Below are 20,589 nucleotides of genomic sequence, written 5' to 3'. Positions count from 1 at the left end.
TGCTACTTGTTGCCATGAAGGGTACCGTCTTGTGACTGCATAAAAGGCATCGCGGATGACAGCTCATTAAGGATGCATTCGCCACGCTCGCTGTGCGGGCTTAACGTCAACTGACGTCCTATCTCGGCGACCACAAGCGAGAGGCGCAGATCAGGAGCAGGCAGCCACCCTTCGCCCCGGCTTGGCCACTCAATAATGCACACGGCATCATCTGACAGCACGTCGCGCCCTCCGATAAACTCGAGCTCTTCAGGGTCGGCCAAGCGATATAAATCCAGATGATAGAGGCGCTGATTATCCAGCTCATAGGGCTCTACCAACGTATAAGTCGGGCTTTTCACTGCCCCCTCATATCCATAGGCCCTCAAAATACCGCGCGTTAAGGTCGTTTTACCGGCGCCTAAATCACCTTCCAGATAAATGCGCCCACGCCCCTGCAATGCGCGCCCCAGCGCTTCACCAAAAGCGACCTGAGCTTCTTCATTATCCAATTGCACCTGCATGCGGGCTGCCTTTACGGGTTGATCAATTCTCGCGCATAGGATGCCAGATCGCTTGCCAGCAAGCCACGTTCTCCTGCACCCTTTGCAGCTCGATCAGCGGCAAGCGCGTGCACCAGCGTCCCAAGCCGAGCACTCTGCTCGATCTCGCTGCGCTGGGCAACCAGGGCGCCCAGCATGCCGCTCAGCACGTCGCCCATACCGCCGCTGGCCATGCCGGGGTTTCCATAAGGGCATACTGCAAGCCCGCCGGGCCCGGCAATCAAACTGCCCGAACCCTTTAAAATCACTATACCACCCAAGGCTTGCTGCAAGGCGCGGGCAGCGGCTGGACGATCTTTTTGCACCTCAGCGGTTGAGCAGCCTAGCAAGCGAGCAGCCTCACCGGGGTGTGGGGTCAATATCCAGTTATCGCGCCGCTCATTAGGCCAATGGCTGGCAAGCAAGTTAAGCGCATCGGCATCCACAACAAGCGGCGCGGTAGATGCCAGAGCATGCTGGAGTACTGCCTGCCCCCAGGCCGCCTGCCCCGTGCCGGGGCCAACCACTATCACATCCGCTTTTTGGGGCAGCTCATCAAGGTCCGCCCCGCCGCGCACGCCATGGGCCATGACCTCAGGGCAACGCACCAGGCTTGCCGTGATATGCTCCGGGGCCGTTGCCAGACTCACTTTTCCCGCACCCAACCGGGCGGCGGCCTGAGAAGCCAGAAGTGCTGCGCCGCCAAAGCCCGGCGCCCCGCCCAATACCAGCACGTGGCCCATATCGCCCTTATGACTGGTGCGCGAACGTGGCGCAAAAGCCTCATTCAGCCATGCTTCATCAAGGCGCCAGGCGAAGGGAGGGATATCAAAAAAGGCCTGTGCCTTAACACCCAACGGTCGAAAATCGATCTCCCCGGTATAGTCAGGTGCATCGCCCGTATGCAGGCCAATTTTGTCGCCGATAAACGTTACTGTCCCATCAGCCTGCACCGCCTCACCCAGCACCGCGCCGGTATCGGCCGCCAGCCCTGAGGGAATATCGATCGCCAGCACGGGGCGCTTGGCGGCGTTGATCGCGCTAATTGCCTGGCGTGCTGGTCCGGATACTTCATCACGTAGCCCCGTTCCCAGCATGGCATCGACAATCACATCGCCGGTAAACACACACTCAGCATGCCATTCTTCGCAACCTACTCCGGCGGAAGTGGCAAGCTCGGCCGCTCGGGCAGCATCCCCGTTGAGAGTCGCGAGAGGTTTAAGCGAAATACGCTGCACCTTAAGCCCCGACTGGATGGCCAGTGCAGCCAGCACATGCCCATCGCCACCGTTGTTACCGCCACCACACACCACCGTAACGCTACGCGCCTGTGGCCAGCGCGCCCGAAAGCTGTGCCAGGCGCTGGAGGCGGCCCGCTGCATGAGGGCAAACCCTTCAATTCCCCCGGCAATGGTTCGGCGGTCAAGTTCACGAACCTGCTCGGCTTTGAATAGCGGGCGTAGCGTGGAAGCACTTAAAGTGAACACGATCTCTCCTTTCGCATGTTGTGATGGCGGCCAATGCGTTAGCATAGCGTGCCAACCGTTTTACCGTAGACTGATGATGCCCAGCTCCATGATTTCTGCACTTTCAAGCCAAGCCATGACCCATGAAGAGCTGAACCGCCTGGCCGACCTGGTGAAGACCTGGGGCCGCGAGCTGGGCTTTCAGCAGGTGGGTATTACCGATACGCAGCTGGGTGCCCATGAACAGCATCTCGATACTTGGCTGGATAAAGAGTACCACGGTGAAATGGGCTTTATGGCCAAACATGGCACCAAGCGCACCCGCCCGGCCGACCTTGAGCCCGACACGCAGCGGGTGATCAGCGTGCGGATGGATTACCTCCCGCCAGAGGTAGAAACTACCAAGGTACTGGGTCAGCCGAACCACGCCTATGTTTCACGCTATGCGCTAGGCCGCGACTATCACAAGCTGATGCGCAAGCGGCTTGCCCAGCTTGCCAAAAAGATCGAGCAAGAAGTGGGCACCTTTGGCTACCGCGCCTTTGTTGATTCAGCCCCGGTAATGGAACGCGCTCTGGCGCAAAAATCGGGACTTGGCTGGTTTGGCAAGAATGCCATGCTTCTCAACCCCAAGGCGGGTTCGCTGTTCTTTCTGGGTGAGCTTTATACCGACCTGCCCCTGCCCGTTGACCCACCTTTTGAACAGGAGCACTGCGGCAGCTGTAGCGCGTGCCGGAGTGCGTGCCCGACAGGCGCCATTGTGGATGACAAGGTAGTTGACTCGCGTCGGTGTATTTCTTATCTAACCATCGAGCTACACGGCGTCATTCCGGTGGAGTTTCGCCGTGCCATGGGCAACCGGGTTTACGGCTGCGATGACTGCCAGCTGGTGTGTCCGTTTACGCGCTTTACCCGCATCAGCCGCGAGCAGGATTTTGCTCCTCGTCACGACCTGGACCGCGCCACGCTAATCAGCCTGTTTGCCTGGGGCGAAGAGGAGTTTCTGGACAAGACGGCCGGCAGCCCTATCCGGCGTATCGGTTACGAGCGCTGGCTTAGAAACCTTGCCATTGGCCTGGGCAACGCGCCCTGGAGCGAGGCGGTTGAGGCCGCGCTGTGGGCGCGCCGCGCCTACCCAAGCGCTCTGGTACGCGAGCACGTCGCCTGGGCGCTTGATGAGCAGCTTCTCAAGCGCCGCGCGCGGATTGCCACTGCTGTGCATTGACGCTCAAAGGCAAGCGACACTTAATTTTACTCCTCCTCATCCTGCCCACCTGCCACGCGCAAAAAGGTGTTGCGGTAGTGGGCAAGTTCGGCAATCGATTCTTTGATATCGTCCATCGCCAGATGCACGTTACGCTTGCTAAATCCCGCCAAAGCACCTGGATTCCAGCGCTTGGCAAGCTCTTTAACGCTTGAAACATCAAGGTTGCGGTAGTGAAAAAACCTCCACAGCGCAGGCATTTCACGCTCCAGAAAGCGGCGATCCTGGTGGATGCTGTTACCGCACATGGGCGACGAGCCGGGCACCACGTACTGACGCAGGAAATCCAGCGTCTGCTGCTCGGCACTGGCAGTATCCGCCTGACTTGCCTTCACCCGTGCAACCAACCCGGACTCGCTATGCGTTTTCTGATTCCATTCGTCCATCTGCGCCAACAGGCTATCGGGCTGCTTGACGGCGATTACCGGGCCTTCGGCCACCACGTTTAAATCCGCATCGGTAACGAGCGTTGCCACTTCGATAATGCGCTCTTTTTCAGGATCCAGACCGGTCATTTCCAGATCAATCCATACCAGCAGATCGCTGCGTGGTTCGTTACTATTGCTCATGTTTTTCTCCAGGATAGCCAGCGGGTCGAGTTACCCGGCGTCAGTTAACAGGTACACTACCCCCATTGTACCGAGCATCGGGTGGTCATGAGCAAACGTAAATTAAGTCGCCAACAGCAATGGCGAGTCGACAAGGTCCAGGCAGAGCGTGCAAGCCGCGCTGAAAAGCGTGACGTACGTGACGCTGAAAAACTTGCCGCTGGCGAATACGGCGCCGAACAACCAGGCCGGGTGATGGCCCATTTCGGGCGTACGCTCGAAGTGCGCAATACCGAGGGCAGCCCGGTGCGCTGTCACCTGCGCGCCAATCTAGAGGGTATGGTCACCGGCGACCGGGTGATCTGGCGGGCAGGCCAGGAGGGCTCGGGCGTTGTAGTGGCCCGCGAAGAGCGTGACAGCGTACTCAAGCGCCCCGATGCGCGCGGTCAACTCAAGCCGGTAGCCGCCAATATAGACCAGATTTTGATTGTATTTGCCGTTGAGCCGGCGCCGCACCCCAATCTGATTGACCGTTATCTGGTCGCTGCCGAGGCCACCGGTATTGCGCCAGTATTGGTGCTCAATAAAATCGACCTGCTGCCAGAAGATGGCGGGGAGCTTGGCAAGCTACTTGAGCGCTACCGTGCGCTGGGCTACCCTGTGGTGCGTACCACCACAGCCAATGAAGAAGGGCTTACCCCCTTGCGCCAGCAGCTTGAGGGCCGCACCTCGGTTTTTGTGGGCCAAAGTGGCGTAGGCAAATCCTCCCTGATTGACCTGCTACTGCCCGATGAGTCACTACGTATCGGCGCGCTTTCCGAAGATTCGCGCAAGGGCACCCATACCACCACTACCGCCCGGCTCTACACCATGAACCGTGACGAAGTCACCGATGGCGAGCTGATCGACTCCCCCGGCATCCGCGAGTTTGGCCTGGTCCACTTGACCGAGCAGGAAGTGACCGATGGCTTTATCGAGTTTCGACCGTTCATTGGCTACTGCCGCTTTCGCGACTGTCGCCATCGTGAAGAGCCGGGCTGTGCTTTACTTGAAGCGGTTGAGACAGGCAAGATTCACCCAGAACGCTTTGCCAGCTATCGACGGATTCTCGATAGCCTAGATGCTTGATTGTTAAAGGAGCTGTCCATGAGTACCCAGCACCCATCGTCTGAATCAAATCTTCTACCGCTGATTGTTGAGCCAGCGCAGCTGCAAAGCCATCTGAACAATCCAGAGCTGCTGATCATTGACATACCTGTGAATCCAGATAGCTACCGCCAGGGTCATGTGCCAGGCGCGGTGTTTCTGGATTTCCGCTACCTGATGCGCGGCGAAGGTCCGGTGCCCAACGACGTTCCCGACGTCGCGTTTTTAACCAAGCTTTTCAGTGCGCTGGGGCTTACCCGCAACACCCATGTGGTGGCCTATGATGATGAAGGCGGCGGCTGGGCGGCACGGCTTCTCTGGACCCTGGACTTGATTGGCCATACCCGCTATTCCTACCTGAACGGCGGGATTCACGCCTGGCGCGACGAAGGTCTTGAAGAGAGCACCGAGCAGACCCTGCCCACGCCAAGCGAGTACCACGCCGAAATACTCAACCCCAATACGCTGATTACCTGTGACGAAATCAAGCAGAAGCTGGACGACAGGCAGTTTGCGGTTTGGGACGCGCGCTCGCCGGGTGAGTACAATGGCGAGAAAGGCAACAACAAACACCTTGGCCACATTCCCGGTGCGGTGAACATGGATTGGCTGAACGCCATGGACCGAAATCGTGCGCTGCGTATTCGCGACTATGCCGAACTGATCACCGAGCTTGAGGCCATAGGCCTGACGCCAGATATGGAGATCGCTACCCACTGCCAGAGCCACCACCGCAGCAGCTTTACCTGGCTTGTGGGTAAGGCGCTCGGGTTCAATATCCGCGGTTATGCGGGCTCGTGGGGCGAGTGGGGCAACCGCGACGATACGCCGATTGAAAAGTAACCTTCCCTTTCCAGGGTTTACTACTGTGAAAAGTAATTAACGTGACACTACCTCAAAAAGTTTTTTCATTAATTCAGTATCCGCTTCCCCATCATGCGATCTCACGCCTGACCGGCTATTTTGCGCGTAGCGAAGTGCCGTGGCTGAAAAATGCGCTTATCAAGATGTTCATCAAGCGCTTCAACGTTGACATGAGCCAGGCGCTGGAGCCCGACCCAACGGCCTACGCCAATTTCAATGCGTTTTTCACCCGCGTATTAAAAGCCGATGCGCGCCCTTTAGGCGAAGGCATCCTCAGCCCGACAGACGGTTCGCTGTCACGCCATGGCCGCCTGGAAAAAGGCCAGCTGGTACAGGCTAAGGGACATCTTTATTCGGCGCAGTCACTGCTGGGTGGGGATGCTGCCCTGGCGCACGAATTCATGAACGGCAGCTTCGCGACTGTCTACCTTTCGCCGCGAGACTACCACCGCGTGCATATGCCCATGACCGGCACGCTACGCGAAATGATCTATGTACCCGGACGAATCTTTTCGGTGAACAAGGCCACGGCCAGCTACGTTCCTAATCTGTTCGCCCGCAACGAGCGCCTGGTGTGCATTTTCGATAGCCCCCATGGATCGTTTGCTATGGTGCTGGTAGGCGCCATGGTAGTCGCCGCTATCGAAACGGTCTGGTCTGGCCAGGTCACACCACTTGCAGGCGTGCCCCAGCGCACGCGCTTTGATCAGCCCATCACCCTTGAGCGTGGTGAGGAAATGGGCCTGTTCAAGCTCGGCTCTACCGTGGTGATGTGCTTCGCCAACCCGGTCACGTTTGAAGACTACCCGCCGGAAACCATGGTCAGTATGGGTCAAACCCTAGGCGACTTTTCACGCAATCTTGACGTCGTTCAGCCCTAGCAATTAGGCGTGGCAAAGGCGAGCACGTCTTCAAGGCGTGCCTTGCCTAACGCCAGTTGAATCAGGCGATCCACGCCCAGCGCTACACCCGCGCCTTCCGGCATGCCGTGCTCAAGGGCCGCCAGTAGGCGCTCATCTATATCGACTTCAGGTAATCCCAGGCGACGACGCTCGGCATTATCCTCGCTAAACCGGGCACGCTGTTCGTCAGCGTCGGTCAGTTCATGATAGCCGTTGGCCAGCTCAATTCCTTCCAGATAAAGCTCGAAGCGTGACGCCACCCATTCGCCATCGGCATCCTGATGCCGACGCGCCAATGCCGCCTGGCTTGCCGGGTAATCCATCACGACACTTAACTCATCCCGACCCAACTGCGGCTCAATCACCATGCTCATCAGCAAATCCAGACAGGTTTCTCGGCGCTCCTTGGCAAGCGTGCCTGCAGGCATCTGACCTTGTTCAGCCGCCAGAGTGCGTAGCTTTTCAAGCGATGTGGTAAAGGGGTCAACCGCCAGATAGGTGTGAAACAGCTCACGATAGCGGTAGTGCACGACTGGCCCAGTAAAGGAAGGTACGAGAGCTGCCACCAACGCGGTCGTCTCATTAATCAGCTCATCCAGTGAAAACCCTGGCCGATACCACTCGAGCATGGTGAATTCAATGTTGTGCCGCGCGCCTATCTCGCCATCACGAAAGCTTCTCGCGAGTTGAAAGATGGGTCCGCTGCCGGCCGCCAACAGGCGCTTCATATGAAATTCAGGCGAGGTTTGCAGCCATAGCCGCCGCTGCCCCTTGTCGGTGCGGGCCTGGGTGGAAAGCGACACCAGATGCACATCGGTGCTGCCTCCCTGCCCCAGCACTGGCGTTTCCACCTCAAGGACATCGCGCCTGGCAAAAAAAGCCCTCACGCTGGCAAGCAAACGAGCACGCTCACGTAGTGTTGCGATTTCCGCACTGGGTCGCCAGTCAGTGGCCATCACCGCTCCTTAGATAAAATAAAAGCCACGCAAATGCGTGGCAATAAGGTAGTACACGTGCCATTGAGCGCATAGTTAATACAGCAAGGCTACGCACTTGTTTCGGTGCGTATTAGGCGCGGGAAACGTACTCGCCTGAACGGGTATCGATTTTCAGTACTTCACCTTGGTTGATGAACAACGGTACACGCACCACGGCACCAGACGAAAGCGTTGCCGGCTTGGAGCCGCCCTGGGCAGTGTCACCTTTAAGGCCCGGATCCGTTTCCACAACTTCCAGCTCAATGAAGTTCGGCGGCGTAACGGAGATTGCCTTGTCGTTCCACAGGGTAATGGTATAAGGCACCTGCTCCTTGAGCCATTTTTCAGTATCGCCCAAGGCTTTCTTTTCTACCGCGTACTGCTCGAAGGAGCCATCGGTCTTCATGAAGTGCCACATGTCACCGTCGGTATAGAGATATTCCATCTCCAGATCCATGACATCAGCGCCTTCCAGCGAATCGCCGGACTTGAAAGTACGCTCGCCCACGCGACCGGTCATGAGATTACGCAGCTTAACGCGATTGAACGCTTGGCCCTTGCCCGGCTTGACCAATTCGTTCTCGACGATCGAGCAAGGATCGCCGTCGAGCATTACTTTTAAACCGCCTTTGAATTCATTGGTAGAATAGTTAGCCATGTTGCCTCTCAGTGATCTATTTCAGTTATTGATTACTGTAGCCGATGCGCGAGGGTATGCTTCGCCGTGATGTACATAGCATTGTCCACATCGCATCGTTCAATAAGTGCGCGCATGATAACCCGAAGGAGGGCTTTTTTGCAGGAGAACATTATGATCGTTGCCTCGGATAATCACGAGCGCGTAAGCGCAGCGCAGCGCCGCTCGTGGCAGCAACAGCTTTCCCATGCCATTCGTGACCCAAGCATACTCTGCAAGCGCCTGGGGCTTGATGCGCAGTGGTTAACCGGCGCGCATACAGGCCACGGGCTATTCGAGGTGCGCGTGCCCGAGGCATACCTGTCTAGAATCGCCTATAACGATCCAGCCGACCCGCTGCTGCGCCAAGTATTGCCGTTAGGCGATGAAACCCTGTCGCCCGCCGGCTACGTGACCGACCCGTTAGAAGAAGCGAGCCACCAGCCAGCCAAAGGGCTAATTCATAAATACGCAGGACGAGTGCTGCTGATCGCAAGCCCTACCTGCGCCGTTAACTGCCGCTACTGCTTTCGCCGTCACTTCCCCTATAACGAAAACTCGCCTTCGCGCGCACAGTGGCAGGACGCGCTGCAATACCTGCGTGACGATCCCTCTATCCATGAGGCGATTCTCTCCGGCGGCGACCCGCTGGCAGCTAACGACCGCCAGCTCGCCTGGCTGGTGGGTGAGCTGGAAAAAATACCCCACCTTAAGCGCTTGCGTATTCATACGCGATTGCCGGTGGTGATACCTGACCGGGTGGATAGCGCACTGCTTGACTGGCTGGGCGGCACGCGCCTGCAAAAAGTCATGGTGTTGCATATCAACCACGCCAATGAGATCGATCAAGCGGTTATTGATGCCTGCACCCAGCTAAAAGCAGCAGGTGTGACGCTGCTTAATCAAAGCGTGCTGTTGCGTGGCGTCAACGACTGTGTCGAAACGTTGGCGACACTTTCCGAGCGGCTGTTTGAGGCGGGCGTGCTGCCCTACTACCTACACGTGCTCGATCCGGTAAAGGGCGCAGTGCACTTTGATGTGCCGGATGATGAAGCGCGTACACTGGTTACCAGGCTACGCGACCACCTGCCAGGCTTTTTGATGCCTCGCCTGGTGCGGGAAGTCCCGGGCGAGGCGAGCAAGACGCCGCTATGAGGGGCTCCTCAGAGCGAGCCACCTGCACAAACTGTCAGCGTCTGCCCGGTAATGGAGCGCGCCTGTTCACTAAGTAGAAATGAGACACTGGCGGCAATTTCATCAGGTTCAATAAAACGCCCCATAGGAGGCAGCTTGGGTGCAACACCTTGGCGATTGGGGTCTTCAAGCATAGGAGTACGAGTAGCGCCGGGGGCAATCAGGTTGACCGTGGTCTGTCCGGCCATAAGCTCCAGGGCCCAAGAGCGTACCAGCCCCTGCTGGGCCGCTTTAGAGGCAGCGTAAGCACTTTTGCCCAATGCCCCTTGCTGGGTTCGACTACCAATCAGGATAATCCGCTTTAAGGGAGCCTGCTCAGCAAGAAGCTTTTTAACCAGTAGTGCTGGCGCATCGACGTGCAGCCGCCACATTTGCTGGGCAAGTTCATGTTCATACGCCTGGATATCGCCCGTATGCATGACACCGGCGGCATGAACGAGGGCGTCAAAACTGCTTGCTTCAAGCTCGAGCGGAGTAAAGGCAAGCGCGCTCAGGTCGGTGCCTACCCAGTGAAAACGCTTGTTATCAATGGGCGGCAAGCGTCTTGAAAGACCGGTCACCGTCAGGCCCTGCTCAAGCAGGTACCGGCATATCGCCAAACCAATACCCGAGCTGCACCCTGTCACTAATACATGCATGAATCGACTTCCCAAGTTAGTCCATAAACTAGATCTTGACCACTTCAAGGGTGACCGCGCGGCGGCGCTTGAACGCTTCGAGCCTGTCGTCGCCGGCCTGATCATCGGTGATCAGCGTCCATTGGCTCAGTATGGGAGTCCAATGCTGCTGACGAGCGTTGCCAAGCTTACTGGAGTCGGCCAACACGACTACGTGAAGCGCGCGCCGAATCATCATCTCTTTCAGATAGGCCTGCTCGGCACTCGCCTCGCAGAGCCCCAAATCCGCCACCACGCCGTCGGCGCTCATGAATAGCTTGTTCACCGACAAACGCTCAAGCGCCGCCTGAGCCGTCACCCCGTAGGTCGTCATACTGGCTGCGCGCAGATCTCCACCCAGAAATGTCACCTTGCAGTCCTGGATTGCGGCCAGGACGGGCAGTGCAGCTAGATTATTGGTAAACACATGAAGCCCGCGACGCTGCCCCAAGAGCTTGGCTAGAGCCGTGGTGGTGGATCCACCGTCGAGCAGCAACGTATCGCCATCCTCAATATGGCCAAGCGCAGCAAGCGCCAGATGCGCTTTGATGTCGCCACGCTCGTGCTGGCGCTGGACAAGAGAAAGTTCGGGCTCGCGCTTGCCTACCACCGCCGCGGCACCGCCGTAGGTGCGCACGATGTATCCCTCGTCGGCCAACGATGCTAAGTCTCGCCGAACGGTCGCCTCAGAGATATTAAAACGCTCGCAAAGCGTCTCCACATCGGTAATCCCGCTGTGGACCGCCTCTAACATGGCACTGCGACGCTTGGCGACTTTCATTGTTGCTCCTTAAGGCGGTATCAAAGTTCCCTTATCAGGATGAGAAGGAGACGCCGTGACGCTTGGCGACAATATCGGAAAGTTCGGGCACAAAGCTTTCGCCGGCACCTTCATCCAAGGCACTTGCGTACAAGTCTTTAATGGCGTGGGCTACCCCCGCCTGCACCTCCAAGTCATCGGCGAGGTTGGCGACATAGCGAATGTCTTTACCGGCATTGGCCAGCGAAAAACGGTGTGCATTACGATCGCGTTCCAGTACGTACTGGAAAAACGTTTGGTAGAAACCGCTATCCATCCGGCTGCCGCGAATGACGCTGTCAAACACCGTAGGAGTTACGCCCGCCTTGGCTCCGATGGTCAACGCTTCAGAATAAATCGCGCCGTAGCCCATGGCCAAAAACTGGTTAAGTAGTTTCATGGTATGTCCAGCGCCTGCCGGACCGACATGCAAAATTTTGCCCGCCCAGCATTCTAACACCGGACGCACGGCTTCAAGCGTGGCTTCATCGGCACCGACAATTGCCTGAAGCTGGCCGGACTCCGCCTGGGTGGGCGTGCCTCCAAGAGCGGCGTCCATAAAGGTCACCCCTTTGGTAGCGAGCGCTTCATTCAAACGCCGAGTCAAGGTTGGGTCGGACGTCGAGCAGTCGACAATGACGAGCCCTTCGTGAGCGCCCAGTGCCAGTCCTTTCTCACCTTCTACGATTGCCTCGACCTGCGGGGCGCCGGGTACGCAGATAAACACGATATCGGAGCATTCTGCCAGCGCCTTGGGCGAGTCCACCGCCTGAGCGCCCTGCTCCAGAAGCGGCGCGAGGCTTTCTTGGCGCGGGTCAAACACCGACATCGGGTAGCCCCCCTGCATGATATTGCGGGCGATGTTGGCACCCATCAATCCCAAGCCGATAAAACCAATACGCTTCATTATATGTTCTCCTTGATTGTGCTTGATGTAGCGGGCATTTCACGACGGTTGGCGAGGTCAACGGCCTGCTTGAGCGCTTCAAGCAGGCTGCGCTCGTCGGCCACCCCCGTGCCAGCGATATCGAATGCCGTGCCATGGTCCACCGAGGTACGAATAACCGGCAGCCCCACGGTCACGTTCACCCCCTCCTCAAGTCCCATCACCTTGACTGGGCCGTGTCCCTGGTCGTGGTACATCGCCACCACCACGTCAAAATCGCCCCGGCCAGCGCGGAAGAAGAGCGTATCGGCAGGAAGCGGGCCTTGAACGTCCCAGCCCCGCGAGGTGAGCTCATTGATGGCGGGAACGATCTTTTCTTCTTCTTCACCGTAGCCGAACAGCCCGTTCTCGCCAGCGTGAGGGTTGATGCCGCAGACACCGATGCGCGGGTTGTCGATACCTGCGCGTATAAGCGTTTCGTGGGCACGCTCGATGGTGCGCTTGACCAGTCCCGGCTCGATACGGTGGATGGCGTCCAGAATCCCGATATGGGTGGTGACATGAATAACACGAAGATTTGGCGCCACCAGCATCATCGAAACCTCATCGATACCGGTCAGGTGCGCCAGCATTTCTGTGTGCCCCGGAAAAATATGCCCCCCGGCGTGTAGTGCCTCTTTGTTCAGCGGCGCCGTGCAGATGGCATCAAGCTCGCCCTTATGGGTCAGTTCGACGGTGCGCGCGATGAATTGGTAGGCCGCGTCACCGGCAACCGGCGAGACCTGGCCATACGGCAAGTCATCTGGAATCAGCCCAAGGTCGATGCAGTCCAGTGTACCCGGCGTGAATTTCGCCGCGCTGACCTTCTCGATTACGTTCAGCGTTAATTGGCTATCGACGATTTGACCCGCCTTCTTCAACCGGTTCGCATCGCCGATGACCAGCGGTCGACAGGTGCTGTATACACTTTGGTGAGCAAGCGCCTTCATGATGACTTCAGGGCCGATGCCGGCGGCATCCCCCATGGTGATACCTACAACTGGAAGATAGCTCATTGGTGTTGTTACTCCGAAGTAAGTAGGCTGAAGAGCCAGGCAAGGCTCAACAACGACATGAACGGGATGTGCGCATACCGGCCAGCGTGCGCCAAGTCTGATAAAGCGTACTCTCGTTACCAAAGGCCCCGGCCTTGGTCACTACCGGCATACCTTGGTCGTTAACCGAGAGCGCCACCCCCGGTTCAAGCTCGTCCATAAGACGCAAATAATCTATACCGGCCGCACTGAGTAGCGCCTTGGCCGTCTCGCCTCCCGTCGCCACCAACGCACCAAGCAGGCCCAGATGCCCCCCCAAGTGGCTTGCCAGACACTGCGATAGCGCATAGCCATTAATGGAAGGGTCCGGGGTTTGCTGAGCCAGAGTGACGAGTACGTCATGGCCTTCCTCAAGCGCGTGCTGCGCCCTTTTCAGCGAAGAAGGCGCTTCATGGGCAGCCAAGAGCTCGGCAATATCCACTTGGAAATGTGCAAGTTCTTCATCGCACTGCGTTAGCAGGTGATCGATCTGGCGGTGTGAAATAGGCGACATGCTACCCACCACCATCAATACCGGCCCTTCTACCGTGATGGGCGGCAGCGAAGCCGTACTCGCCCCACGGCGAAGATAGGGGCAAAGCGCCTTAGCAAACCCTGCAGAGCCTACCCAGAAGACGGCGTCGAGGTGGTATGTTGCCTGGGCGAGGCGTTCAAGATCCGCATCACTTTCGGCGTCGCATACCACCGCCCCCACTTGATTTTGCCTGTGCTCCAAAAGCAAACAGCCAAGCACTTCCGGTGATGACTGACGAAGTGTTGCCAAGGGCACGTGGGCCACCTCAACACCTGCCTCAACTAGCATATCGTTCAGTGAAGCCTTGCCGCGGCGACCCTCATTGCTCCACACAGGCGTCTGTTCGACGGGGGTTTGGTCGATGTATTGTCGAGCGTCTCGGGTAAAGCGCTTCATCTCGGGCATAGCCGGCGCTATCACCGCCATTCCCGCGTCACATATCAGCGCAGCGACTTCCTGCGCCCAATTGCCGCGAAGTGTCGAGTCGATCTTTTTATAAAGGCGAAGATGAGAACTATGTACCGCGCGCCATGCAGCCACATTCAAGGCTGCGGCCTCGGCAGCAACCAAATGCCGAGAATCAGTATCGAAAACCACCACCTGCGCATCTGTGTTGCTTTGCAGGGTGAGCTCAATAGCAGTGGTTAAACCGCTCTTGGCGTAGCTCACTGCGCAGTCAGCAGCCCCCGATAGGTCATCGGCCAAGATGATAAGTTGCGCCATACCGACTGAAGACTTTGACGTCCCCCCAGCCATTAGCGATAAACCTGCATCAATTCATCTAGCTGCTGGCGCTGCTGTTCATTTAGCGGTAGCGCAGGAGCACGGGCGGGGCCGGCGTGCATGCCCATCAACTCAGTTGCCGCTTTCAATACTACCGGCATGGTGGCCATACCAAAGGCGGTGCGTAGTATGCGAAGTTTTTCTTGGGCTTCACGAGCCGTTTCCATATCACCTGCTTGAAAGGCGTTATAAATGGTCATCACCACATCGGGTACTGCGTTAGTAGTAGCTGCCACTGCGCCATCAGCACCGGCCAAAAGCCCCCAGAGAATGAGTGAATCGGTACCGGTGAAGACGGCAAAGTCGTCACGCTTCAAGCCAATTAAATGTGTTAACCGATCAAAATCGCCGCCACTGTCTTTGATGCCTTGCACCATAGGTAGATGCGAGAGCTCAGCGACAGTATCCACGGTGATCGTGCCGCCGGTTTTGGCTGGAATGTTGTAGAGCATGAAGGGCAGCGGCGCCTGCTCGGCAATCGCCGTGTAGTGAACCACGAGTTCGCGCTGGGAGACCGCGTTGAAGTAAGGGGTGATGATCGAACAGGCATCCACGCCAACCTGCTCCATCTTGGCGTTCATGTCGAGCACGCCCTGGGTGGTAAATGCACCGGTACCTGCGATGACCGGCACTCTACCCTGGGCCTGATCAACGACAATTTGCGCGACCTTTAATTTTTCATCATCGCTTAACGCAAAGAATTCGCCGTTGGTGCCCAGCGCAAAAAGCCCATGAACGCCCTTCTCGATCAAGGTATCTACCAACGTACGCAGCGCGGCCTCGTCTACTGCCTGCCGGTCGTTCATTGGAGTAATCAAGGCGGGGATAATGCCTTTAAATATCGTCATGGACTCAATTTCCTTAGCACGGTTGCGATCAAATCGATCATAAAAATGATTGATTCAAAAAATTATCGCAAGCAAACCAAGCCAATATAATTGATAGAAATAATAAAAATTAAAACAAATAATTGATATTATTATATAAATTATAGATTTAACTTTGGTATATACACCAAAAGTTTAAATGCATAAATTGATCGTTGCGATCATTTTATAGCGTTGAAGAGGGTTAGGGCAGAAGGAAGTCCAGATTCGCAGCAGCTCCTTATGTTCTCCCCCTTACACACCATGCGCGGCACAATAAAAACGGAGATCGATATGACGGTACGTAAATCACTTGGAGCACTTCTCGCCTCTTCCTTTCTTTTCCCTCTAGCGGCTCTAGCCGATTATCCCGAACGGTCGATCGAACTAATCATTCCTTTTGGGCAAGGAGGTGGTAATGATCTAGTTGGTCGCGCATTCTCTCAATCGCTGGCCGAATACTCAGGCGTGGATGTCCTGCCGGTCAACCGTACAGGCGGTAGTGGTGCAGTAGGGTTCCACGCGGCTTCATCGGCACGGCCCGATGGCTACACCATTGCCATGATCAACAGCTCACTTGTCGGCAACCCTCATATAATCAACGGTTTTCCGGCTAGCGTGGAGGACTTTACGCCAATTTGTCTGCTCTCGGCAGAACCAGTCGGTATCGCCGTCAATGCCAGCAGCGACATTGAAACCCTCGGGGACTGGGTTTCCATTGCCCAAGAAGATCCTGACCGTCTTGCGCTAGGCTATACCTCCATTGGTGAGCTGATTGCACTTTCGGCCGGTAACGTCACTGATACTGACCCAACACTCATTCCCTACTCCGGTTCAGGTGATTCCATTACCGCTGTTATTGGCGGGCATGTGGATGGCGCCGTTGTTTCAGATGCCGAAGCCTACTCTCAAGTGCAAGCCGACCAGCTACGGATGCTTGCCTTCTTTAGTGAAGAACGCTCTAAAAGTCTGCCAGACGTGCCTACTTCAGCTGAAGCAGGCTACCCACTAGATATTGGCTTATTCCGTGCTATTGGCGCACCCGCCGATATCCCAGAGGATGTAGAGGATTACCTAATCAATGCGTGCACTGAAATCGCCCAGGAAGACGAGTTTATCGAGCGCATGAACCGTATTGGCTTTAACGTTCAATTGCGCACTGGCGACGATTTCAAAGAGTGGCTAACGCGCCAAAACGAAGCGTTCGCCACCGCTGCCAATCTTCTGGAGCAGTAAACCACTTTATATGAGCTGGAGCATTCAGGAGCGACCTGAATGCTCCAGCGCTTTGTAGGGATAGCGCTTTGATGACGTATCAGACCCTTAAATACCGGCTGAAAACCATAGAGTTTTGGACGCTACTCCTGCTGCTGTTAGCGGGGAGCTATTTTCTTACCCAGGCCCTGGGCATGCCATTCGAGATGCGTCGCACGATCGGCCCTGGGTTTATTCCCACCATCGTGCTGCTTGGCCTGATCGGCTGCACGCTCGTTGCACTTATCCGATTCTTGATCAACCAGAACCATAAGATTTTTACTAATTTTCCAGAGGGTTCTGAAGACGATACTACCTTCAAGGCTCTCACAGAGGCACTCAACACCCAGACTGGCACACGGCTTGCCCTCTCGAGCCACACGGGGCTTGGCAGCTTTTCTGCTTTGAGTGTTATCAAGCGAAGCCATCCCGACACCTCGCTTCTCGCCTCCTCCTCCCGGGCGACCCAGGTCAATGCGGAACTGGCTGCGCAAGAGCACCTGAAAGGCTTTATACCGCTAAGCCTGCTCTACTTTGATGCCTTTGTTTTGGCCGCGCGCGTCGGCACGAATATTTCAGTCGATACGCTTAGCCAACTCAAGATTGGCTACGATAGTCTACTTGAAGACACTGTATTCTTGGAAAAGCTGCGTCAACGCTCGAATGGGCAGTGGTGGCCAATGGATATCAAGGCGTTACGCAGCGCGCTGGCTGAAGGCAAGATAGACGCTGTTCTAGCTGCCCGCTCCGAGTTTGAAGAGTCCTTACAGGCGAATGAACTCACGATCCTGGAAACTTTCGATGGCAAGGCGCCTGAAAAAAGTGGGCTAATCTACGGCGACTGGGCTGCCCTCTTCGTATCCGGTCATCAAGCAAGCGACATTCGTCAGCAAAACGCCAAGCGTCTGAAGGATGCCGTTAACACGCCGGTCTTTACCGCGCAGCTTCAACATGTGCAGGTGCCCTGGCACTCCACCAGTGCAGACCAAGCGCAGACGCTTCTAAGCGCACTGGCCACACAGGGTACTCAAGGCACCGCAGTGAAGGCCCAGCCTGCCCGCGGACGCGCATATGCCATTCCCATCACTTTACTGGCGATTGCGCTCTTCCCGCTTCTTATGAATATTGTGGGCTTTATTGCCACTTCTATTCTGGTCACATCCCTGATCATGGCACTGCTGCGCGCCGAACTAAGCCTTATGGGGCTTATCAAGATTGGCATGATCAACGTCGTGATCGCCGTGAGCACCTATATGGTTTTTTATCACGTGTTCAGTATCCCCCTCCCCTTAGGATCGATCTGGTAAGGAGCCCGGTATGTTTGAGCTGTTGATACAAGGGTTTGCATCCCTTCTGGATCCACTCCTTCTACTGCTACTGGTAGGCGCGGTCGCCATTGGTATCGTGGTGGGCGCAATGCCAGGTATCTCTCCATCGCTTGGAGTGGCGATTGCCAGCCCGCTGACGTTTGTGTTTGACCCTTTTACCGGCATCAGCTGTCTGCTGGGCATCTATATCGGCGCTGTCTTCGGTGGTTCGATTCCCGCCACGGTGATCGGCATTCCTGGCTCGGCGATGGCGGTCACCACGGTGTTCGACGGCTATCCGATGGGGCGCAAAGGCAAGGCGGGGCTCGCGCTTGGTATCAGCACGATTTCGTCGTTCATCGGCGGCGTGCTCGCCTCACTGATCCTGATCGTGCTCGCCTACCCGATTTCACAGTTCGCGCTCTCATTGGGTCCCCGCGAGTACTGCGCCATTGCGGTACTGGCACTGATGGCCGTTGCCTCCCTCTCCGGCGGGTCGTTCTTAAAGGGGGCTATCGCCTGCCTCCTCGGGCTTTTCTTAGCCACCGTCGGGCTTGATGAAATCAACGGTCAGCCCCGCTTTACGCTGGATATTCCCTATCTGATGGGCGGCATTCCGTTCATTGCGGTCATTATCGGTTTATTCGCAATTCCGGAAATCATGCAGCGATTCGAGCGCATTTCCCATCGCAGCCAGCCTATCGTTCAAGTATCCAAGGTCGTGCCTTCCTGGTCGTTGCTGAGACGACTGCTCCCCGCACAACTACGCTCTACTGGCATAGGCACCATCGTGGGAGCGGTGCCGGGCGCTGGCGCCGATGTGGCCTCACTTATCTCCTACAGCCAGGGGCGCAACCTTTCTAAACGCCGCGAGCGCTTTGGCTCGGGCGAACCGGAAGGTATTGCCTGCTCCGAGGCGGCCAACAGCGCCTCGGGCGTAGGTGCGCTGATTCCTCTTTTGACTCTTGGCTTGCCAGGCGGGGCAGTTACGGCGGTGATTATTGGCAGCTTCATGATTCACGGCCTGCAGCCGGGCCCCCTATTGATGCGTGACCACGCGCCGCTGGTGTATCAGTTCTTCGCGACCACCGTGATCGTCAATTTCATCGTGTTACTGATCGGCCTGCCTGGCGCCAAATTGTTCGCGCGCGCGCTTCAAGTGAAAGAGAGCATTCTCCTTCCGATCATTTTATTGATATGCATCATCGGCGCTTACGCACTGCGCAATAACCCCTGGGATATCCTGGTCATGCTTGGCGTCGGTGTTTTTGGCTACTACATGGCAAAGGCTGGCATTCCCCGTGCGCCCATCGTCATCGGCATGACGCTTGGCCCGATCATCGAAAGCGAAATTGCCCGCGGGCTTTTAATCACTCGCGGCAATTACATCGACTTCATCACGCCGATCAGCGCCGTTATCTGGGCCATTGCATTATTGCCCCTTTATTTACCGCTACTGCGCTACGTGTTCCGTCGTATCAGACGTCGCCCGCACTACCGCAACCAGCCCTCCTAAATAACGATTTTAAGGACGCCCCATGAGCGAACTCACTTCTCAGTCCCCGGCCGGTCAACTGCACACCGCTGCGATTGACAGCGGTCGGCTGGAAGCTTACTTACCCACTCCCTGCCTACAGAATCACGCCTCGTTCCTACATGAGCTCGATAATGGCGATCTGCTGTGCGCCTGGTTTGGCGGCACCCAGGAGGGCGTCCCGGATATCTCCATCTACGTGGCGAGGCTAGTCAAGGGCGAGACGCAGTGGTCCGAACCCGTCAAGCTCTCTGATGACGCTACCCGCTCCGAACAGAATCCGGTGCTCTTCACCGCGCCCGACGGCGCTCTCTGGCTGATTTACACCGCCCAATTCTCCGGGCATCAAAACACCGCCGTCGTGCGCCGCCGCGTCTCCTACGACGGCGGAAGAGAATGGAGCGATACCGAAGCGCTGTTTGAAACACCGGGGATATTCATTCGTCAGCCGCCAGTGTTTACCCAGGATGGCAGTTGGGTACTACCGGTGTTTCTATGCCGTGTGGCCGAGGGCGAACGCTGGACAGGTAACGACGACATCAGTGCCGTGATGGTTTCCAAGGACATGGGCCAAACCTGGCATCAGCACGATGTTCCCGAAAGCGTTGGCTGCGTACACATGAATATTCAGCCACTTAAGGATGGCTCGTTCATCGCGCTTTATCGCAGCCGCTGGGCGGATGCGATCTACGTAAGCCGTTCGCAAGATGCGGTGAGCTGGAGTGCACCGGAGGTAACTGAACTCCCCAACAACAACTCCTCCATTCAGTTTACCTGCCTTAAGAACGGCCATTTAGCGCTGGTCTATAATCACCGCCAGGCTGATCCAAACGCCGAGCGGCGCACGTCGCTCTACGACGATATAGAAGATTCCGAAGATCACGGTGAACTGGTAGATCAGGCAGGCAAAGGCGATAAGTCAGCCTTCTGGGGCGCGCCGCGCGCGCCAATGACGCTGGCAATTTCAACCGACGGCGGTCGCACTTGGCCTATTCGCCGAGATCTTGAAATTGGCGATGGCTACTGCATGACCAACAACTCCGTCGAAAAAAGAAACCGCGAATACTCCTACCCCACGATCATCCAGGGGCAGGAGGGCGATCTGCATATTGCCTTCACCTATTTCCGTCAGCGTATCAAGTACATTCGCGTGAGCGAGGCGTGGGTTAGTAAATAAACGGCCTCATATGCAACAGCTCTAAAAGCCTCGCCTGGTGCGGGAAGTCCCGGGCGAGGCGAGCAAGACGCCACTTTAGATAAAAACTGAAATTTTGATAAGAGGTTATCCAAGCCAAGTCAGGTAAGCCAACTACCTACCTGACTCGGTTAGCGGTAGCT

20 protein-coding genes are annotated in these 20,589 nt (G+C 56.7%); 9 read left to right on the top strand and 11 right to left on the bottom strand.

From position 1 onward, the window contains the following. Positions 1-2: 2 nt before the first annotated feature. Positions 3-503, bottom strand: coding sequence for a tRNA (adenosine(37)-N6)-threonylcarbamoyltransferase complex ATPase subunit type 1 TsaE (gene tsaE / locus ELY38_RS17420; protein ID WP_127063434.1), 501 nt, complete (start codon positions 501-503; stop codon positions 3-5). An 11-nt stretch (positions 504-514) separates the two neighbouring features. Further along, entirely contained in the window at positions 515-2,008 is a 1,494-nt protein-coding gene (locus ELY38_RS17415) for an NAD(P)H-hydrate dehydratase (RefSeq protein ID WP_127063433.1), read from the bottom strand. An 88-nt stretch (positions 2,009-2,096) separates the two neighbouring features. Between ELY38_RS17415 and queG the strand changes: the two genes are divergently transcribed. Beyond that, positions 2,097-3,212, top strand: a complete 1,116-nt coding sequence (gene queG / locus ELY38_RS17410; RefSeq protein WP_422822348.1) for a tRNA epoxyqueuosine(34) reductase QueG — start codon at positions 2,097-2,099, stop codon at positions 3,210-3,212. Between the two features lie 26 nt (positions 3,213-3,238). Here the strand turns inward: queG and orn are convergent, their stop codons facing one another. Further along, the gene (gene orn, locus ELY38_RS17405; protein ID WP_127063432.1) at positions 3,239-3,820 is read right to left on the bottom strand and encodes an oligoribonuclease; all 582 of its coding nucleotides are present in this window, start codon (positions 3,818-3,820) and stop codon (positions 3,239-3,241) included. A gap of 87 nt (positions 3,821-3,907) precedes the next feature. Here orn and rsgA point away from each other — a divergent pair, with 87 nt between their 5' ends. The 3 genes from rsgA to asd are packed head-to-tail and all read left to right on the top strand — an operon-like array spanning position 3,908 to position 6,690. Continuing rightward, positions 3,908-4,927: a small ribosomal subunit biogenesis GTPase RsgA gene (gene rsgA / locus ELY38_RS17400; protein WP_127063431.1), complete on the top strand. Its 1,020-nt coding sequence runs from the start codon at positions 3,908-3,910 to the stop codon at positions 4,925-4,927. An 18-nt stretch (positions 4,928-4,945) separates the two neighbouring features. Then, positions 4,946-5,788: a sulfurtransferase gene (locus ELY38_RS17395; RefSeq protein WP_127038920.1), complete on the top strand. Its 843-nt coding sequence runs from the start codon at positions 4,946-4,948 to the stop codon at positions 5,786-5,788. A 41-nt stretch (positions 5,789-5,829) separates the two neighbouring features. Beyond that, entirely contained in the window at positions 5,830-6,690 is an 861-nt protein-coding gene (gene asd / locus ELY38_RS17390; protein WP_127063430.1) for an archaetidylserine decarboxylase, read from the top strand. On the opposite strand, the gene epmA is transcribed toward asd, so the two are convergent. Further along, positions 6,687-7,667, bottom strand: coding sequence for an EF-P lysine aminoacylase EpmA (epmA, locus tag ELY38_RS17385; RefSeq protein WP_127063429.1), 981 nt, complete (start codon positions 7,665-7,667; stop codon positions 6,687-6,689). The genes asd and epmA overlap by 4 nt on opposite strands. A gap of 112 nt (positions 7,668-7,779) precedes the next feature. Next, the gene (efp, locus tag ELY38_RS17380) at positions 7,780-8,346 is read right to left on the bottom strand and encodes an elongation factor P (protein ID WP_106373189.1); all 567 of its coding nucleotides are present in this window, start codon (positions 8,344-8,346) and stop codon (positions 7,780-7,782) included. 153 nt (positions 8,347-8,499) lie between these two features. Here efp and epmB point away from each other — a divergent pair, with 153 nt between their 5' ends. Continuing rightward, positions 8,500-9,519: an EF-P beta-lysylation protein EpmB gene (epmB, locus tag ELY38_RS17375; protein ID WP_127063428.1), complete on the top strand. Its 1,020-nt coding sequence runs from the start codon at positions 8,500-8,502 to the stop codon at positions 9,517-9,519. A gap of 8 nt (positions 9,520-9,527) precedes the next feature. Here epmB and ELY38_RS17370 read toward each other — a convergent pair whose 3' ends face one another. From ELY38_RS17370 to dapA, 6 genes are read right to left on the bottom strand one after another with little or no spacing between them, the layout of a single operon-like run. Further along, positions 9,528-10,196 carry an SDR family NAD(P)-dependent oxidoreductase gene (locus ELY38_RS17370; protein ID WP_127063427.1) on the bottom strand — a complete coding sequence of 223 codons (669 nt, stop codon included), beginning with the start codon at positions 10,194-10,196 and terminating at the stop codon, positions 9,528-9,530. 28 nt (positions 10,197-10,224) lie between these two features. Then, positions 10,225-10,995, bottom strand: coding sequence for a DeoR/GlpR family DNA-binding transcription regulator (locus ELY38_RS17365; RefSeq protein WP_127063426.1), 771 nt, complete (start codon positions 10,993-10,995; stop codon positions 10,225-10,227). Between the two features lie 34 nt (positions 10,996-11,029). Then, a complete protein-coding gene (locus ELY38_RS17360; RefSeq protein ID WP_127063425.1) occupies positions 11,030-11,920 on the bottom strand; it encodes an NAD(P)-dependent oxidoreductase in 891 nt (296 codons plus the stop codon). Beyond that, complete coding sequence (gene pdxA / locus ELY38_RS17355) at positions 11,920-12,954, bottom strand: 4-hydroxythreonine-4-phosphate dehydrogenase PdxA (protein WP_127063424.1); 1,035 nt, start codon at positions 12,952-12,954, stop codon at positions 11,920-11,922. The genes ELY38_RS17360 and pdxA overlap by 1 nt, the downstream gene beginning before the upstream one ends. A gap of 46 nt (positions 12,955-13,000) precedes the next feature. Beyond that, on the bottom strand, positions 13,001-14,230 hold the full coding sequence (locus ELY38_RS17350) for a four-carbon acid sugar kinase family protein (protein ID WP_185859012.1): 1,230 nt from the start codon (positions 14,228-14,230) through the stop codon (positions 13,001-13,003). Positions 14,231-14,262: 32 nt separating this feature from the next. After that, positions 14,263-15,138 (bottom strand): 4-hydroxy-tetrahydrodipicolinate synthase, encoded by an 876-nt coding sequence (gene dapA, locus ELY38_RS17345; protein WP_127063422.1) that lies wholly within the window; start codon positions 15,136-15,138, stop codon positions 14,263-14,265. A 312-nt stretch (positions 15,139-15,450) separates the two neighbouring features. Here dapA and ELY38_RS17340 point away from each other — a divergent pair, with 312 nt between their 5' ends. The 4 genes from ELY38_RS17340 to ELY38_RS17325 all read left to right on the top strand — a co-directional run bounded on the left by ELY38_RS17340 (position 15,451) and on the right by ELY38_RS17325 (position 20,428). Beyond that, a complete protein-coding gene (locus ELY38_RS17340; RefSeq protein WP_185859011.1) occupies positions 15,451-16,392 on the top strand; it encodes a Bug family tripartite tricarboxylate transporter substrate binding protein in 942 nt (313 codons plus the stop codon). A 71-nt stretch (positions 16,393-16,463) separates the two neighbouring features. Then, positions 16,464-17,717: a tripartite tricarboxylate transporter TctB family protein gene (locus tag ELY38_RS17335; RefSeq protein ID WP_127063420.1), complete on the top strand. Its 1,254-nt coding sequence runs from the start codon at positions 16,464-16,466 to the stop codon at positions 17,715-17,717. A 10-nt stretch (positions 17,718-17,727) separates the two neighbouring features. Then, the gene (locus ELY38_RS17330) at positions 17,728-19,233 is read left to right on the top strand and encodes a tripartite tricarboxylate transporter permease (protein WP_127063419.1); all 1,506 of its coding nucleotides are present in this window, start codon (positions 17,728-17,730) and stop codon (positions 19,231-19,233) included. A gap of 22 nt (positions 19,234-19,255) precedes the next feature. Then, positions 19,256-20,428 (top strand): sialidase family protein, encoded by a 1,173-nt coding sequence (locus ELY38_RS17325; RefSeq protein WP_127063418.1) that lies wholly within the window; start codon positions 19,256-19,258, stop codon positions 20,426-20,428. The last annotated feature ends 161 nt before the right edge of the window (positions 20,429-20,589 follow it).

The sequence above is a fragment of the Vreelandella nanhaiensis genome, assembly GCF_003990185.1.
GTDB lineage: Bacteria > Pseudomonadota > Gammaproteobacteria > Pseudomonadales > Halomonadaceae > Vreelandella > Vreelandella nanhaiensis.
This window is presented reverse-complemented; position numbering and strand designations above follow the sequence as displayed.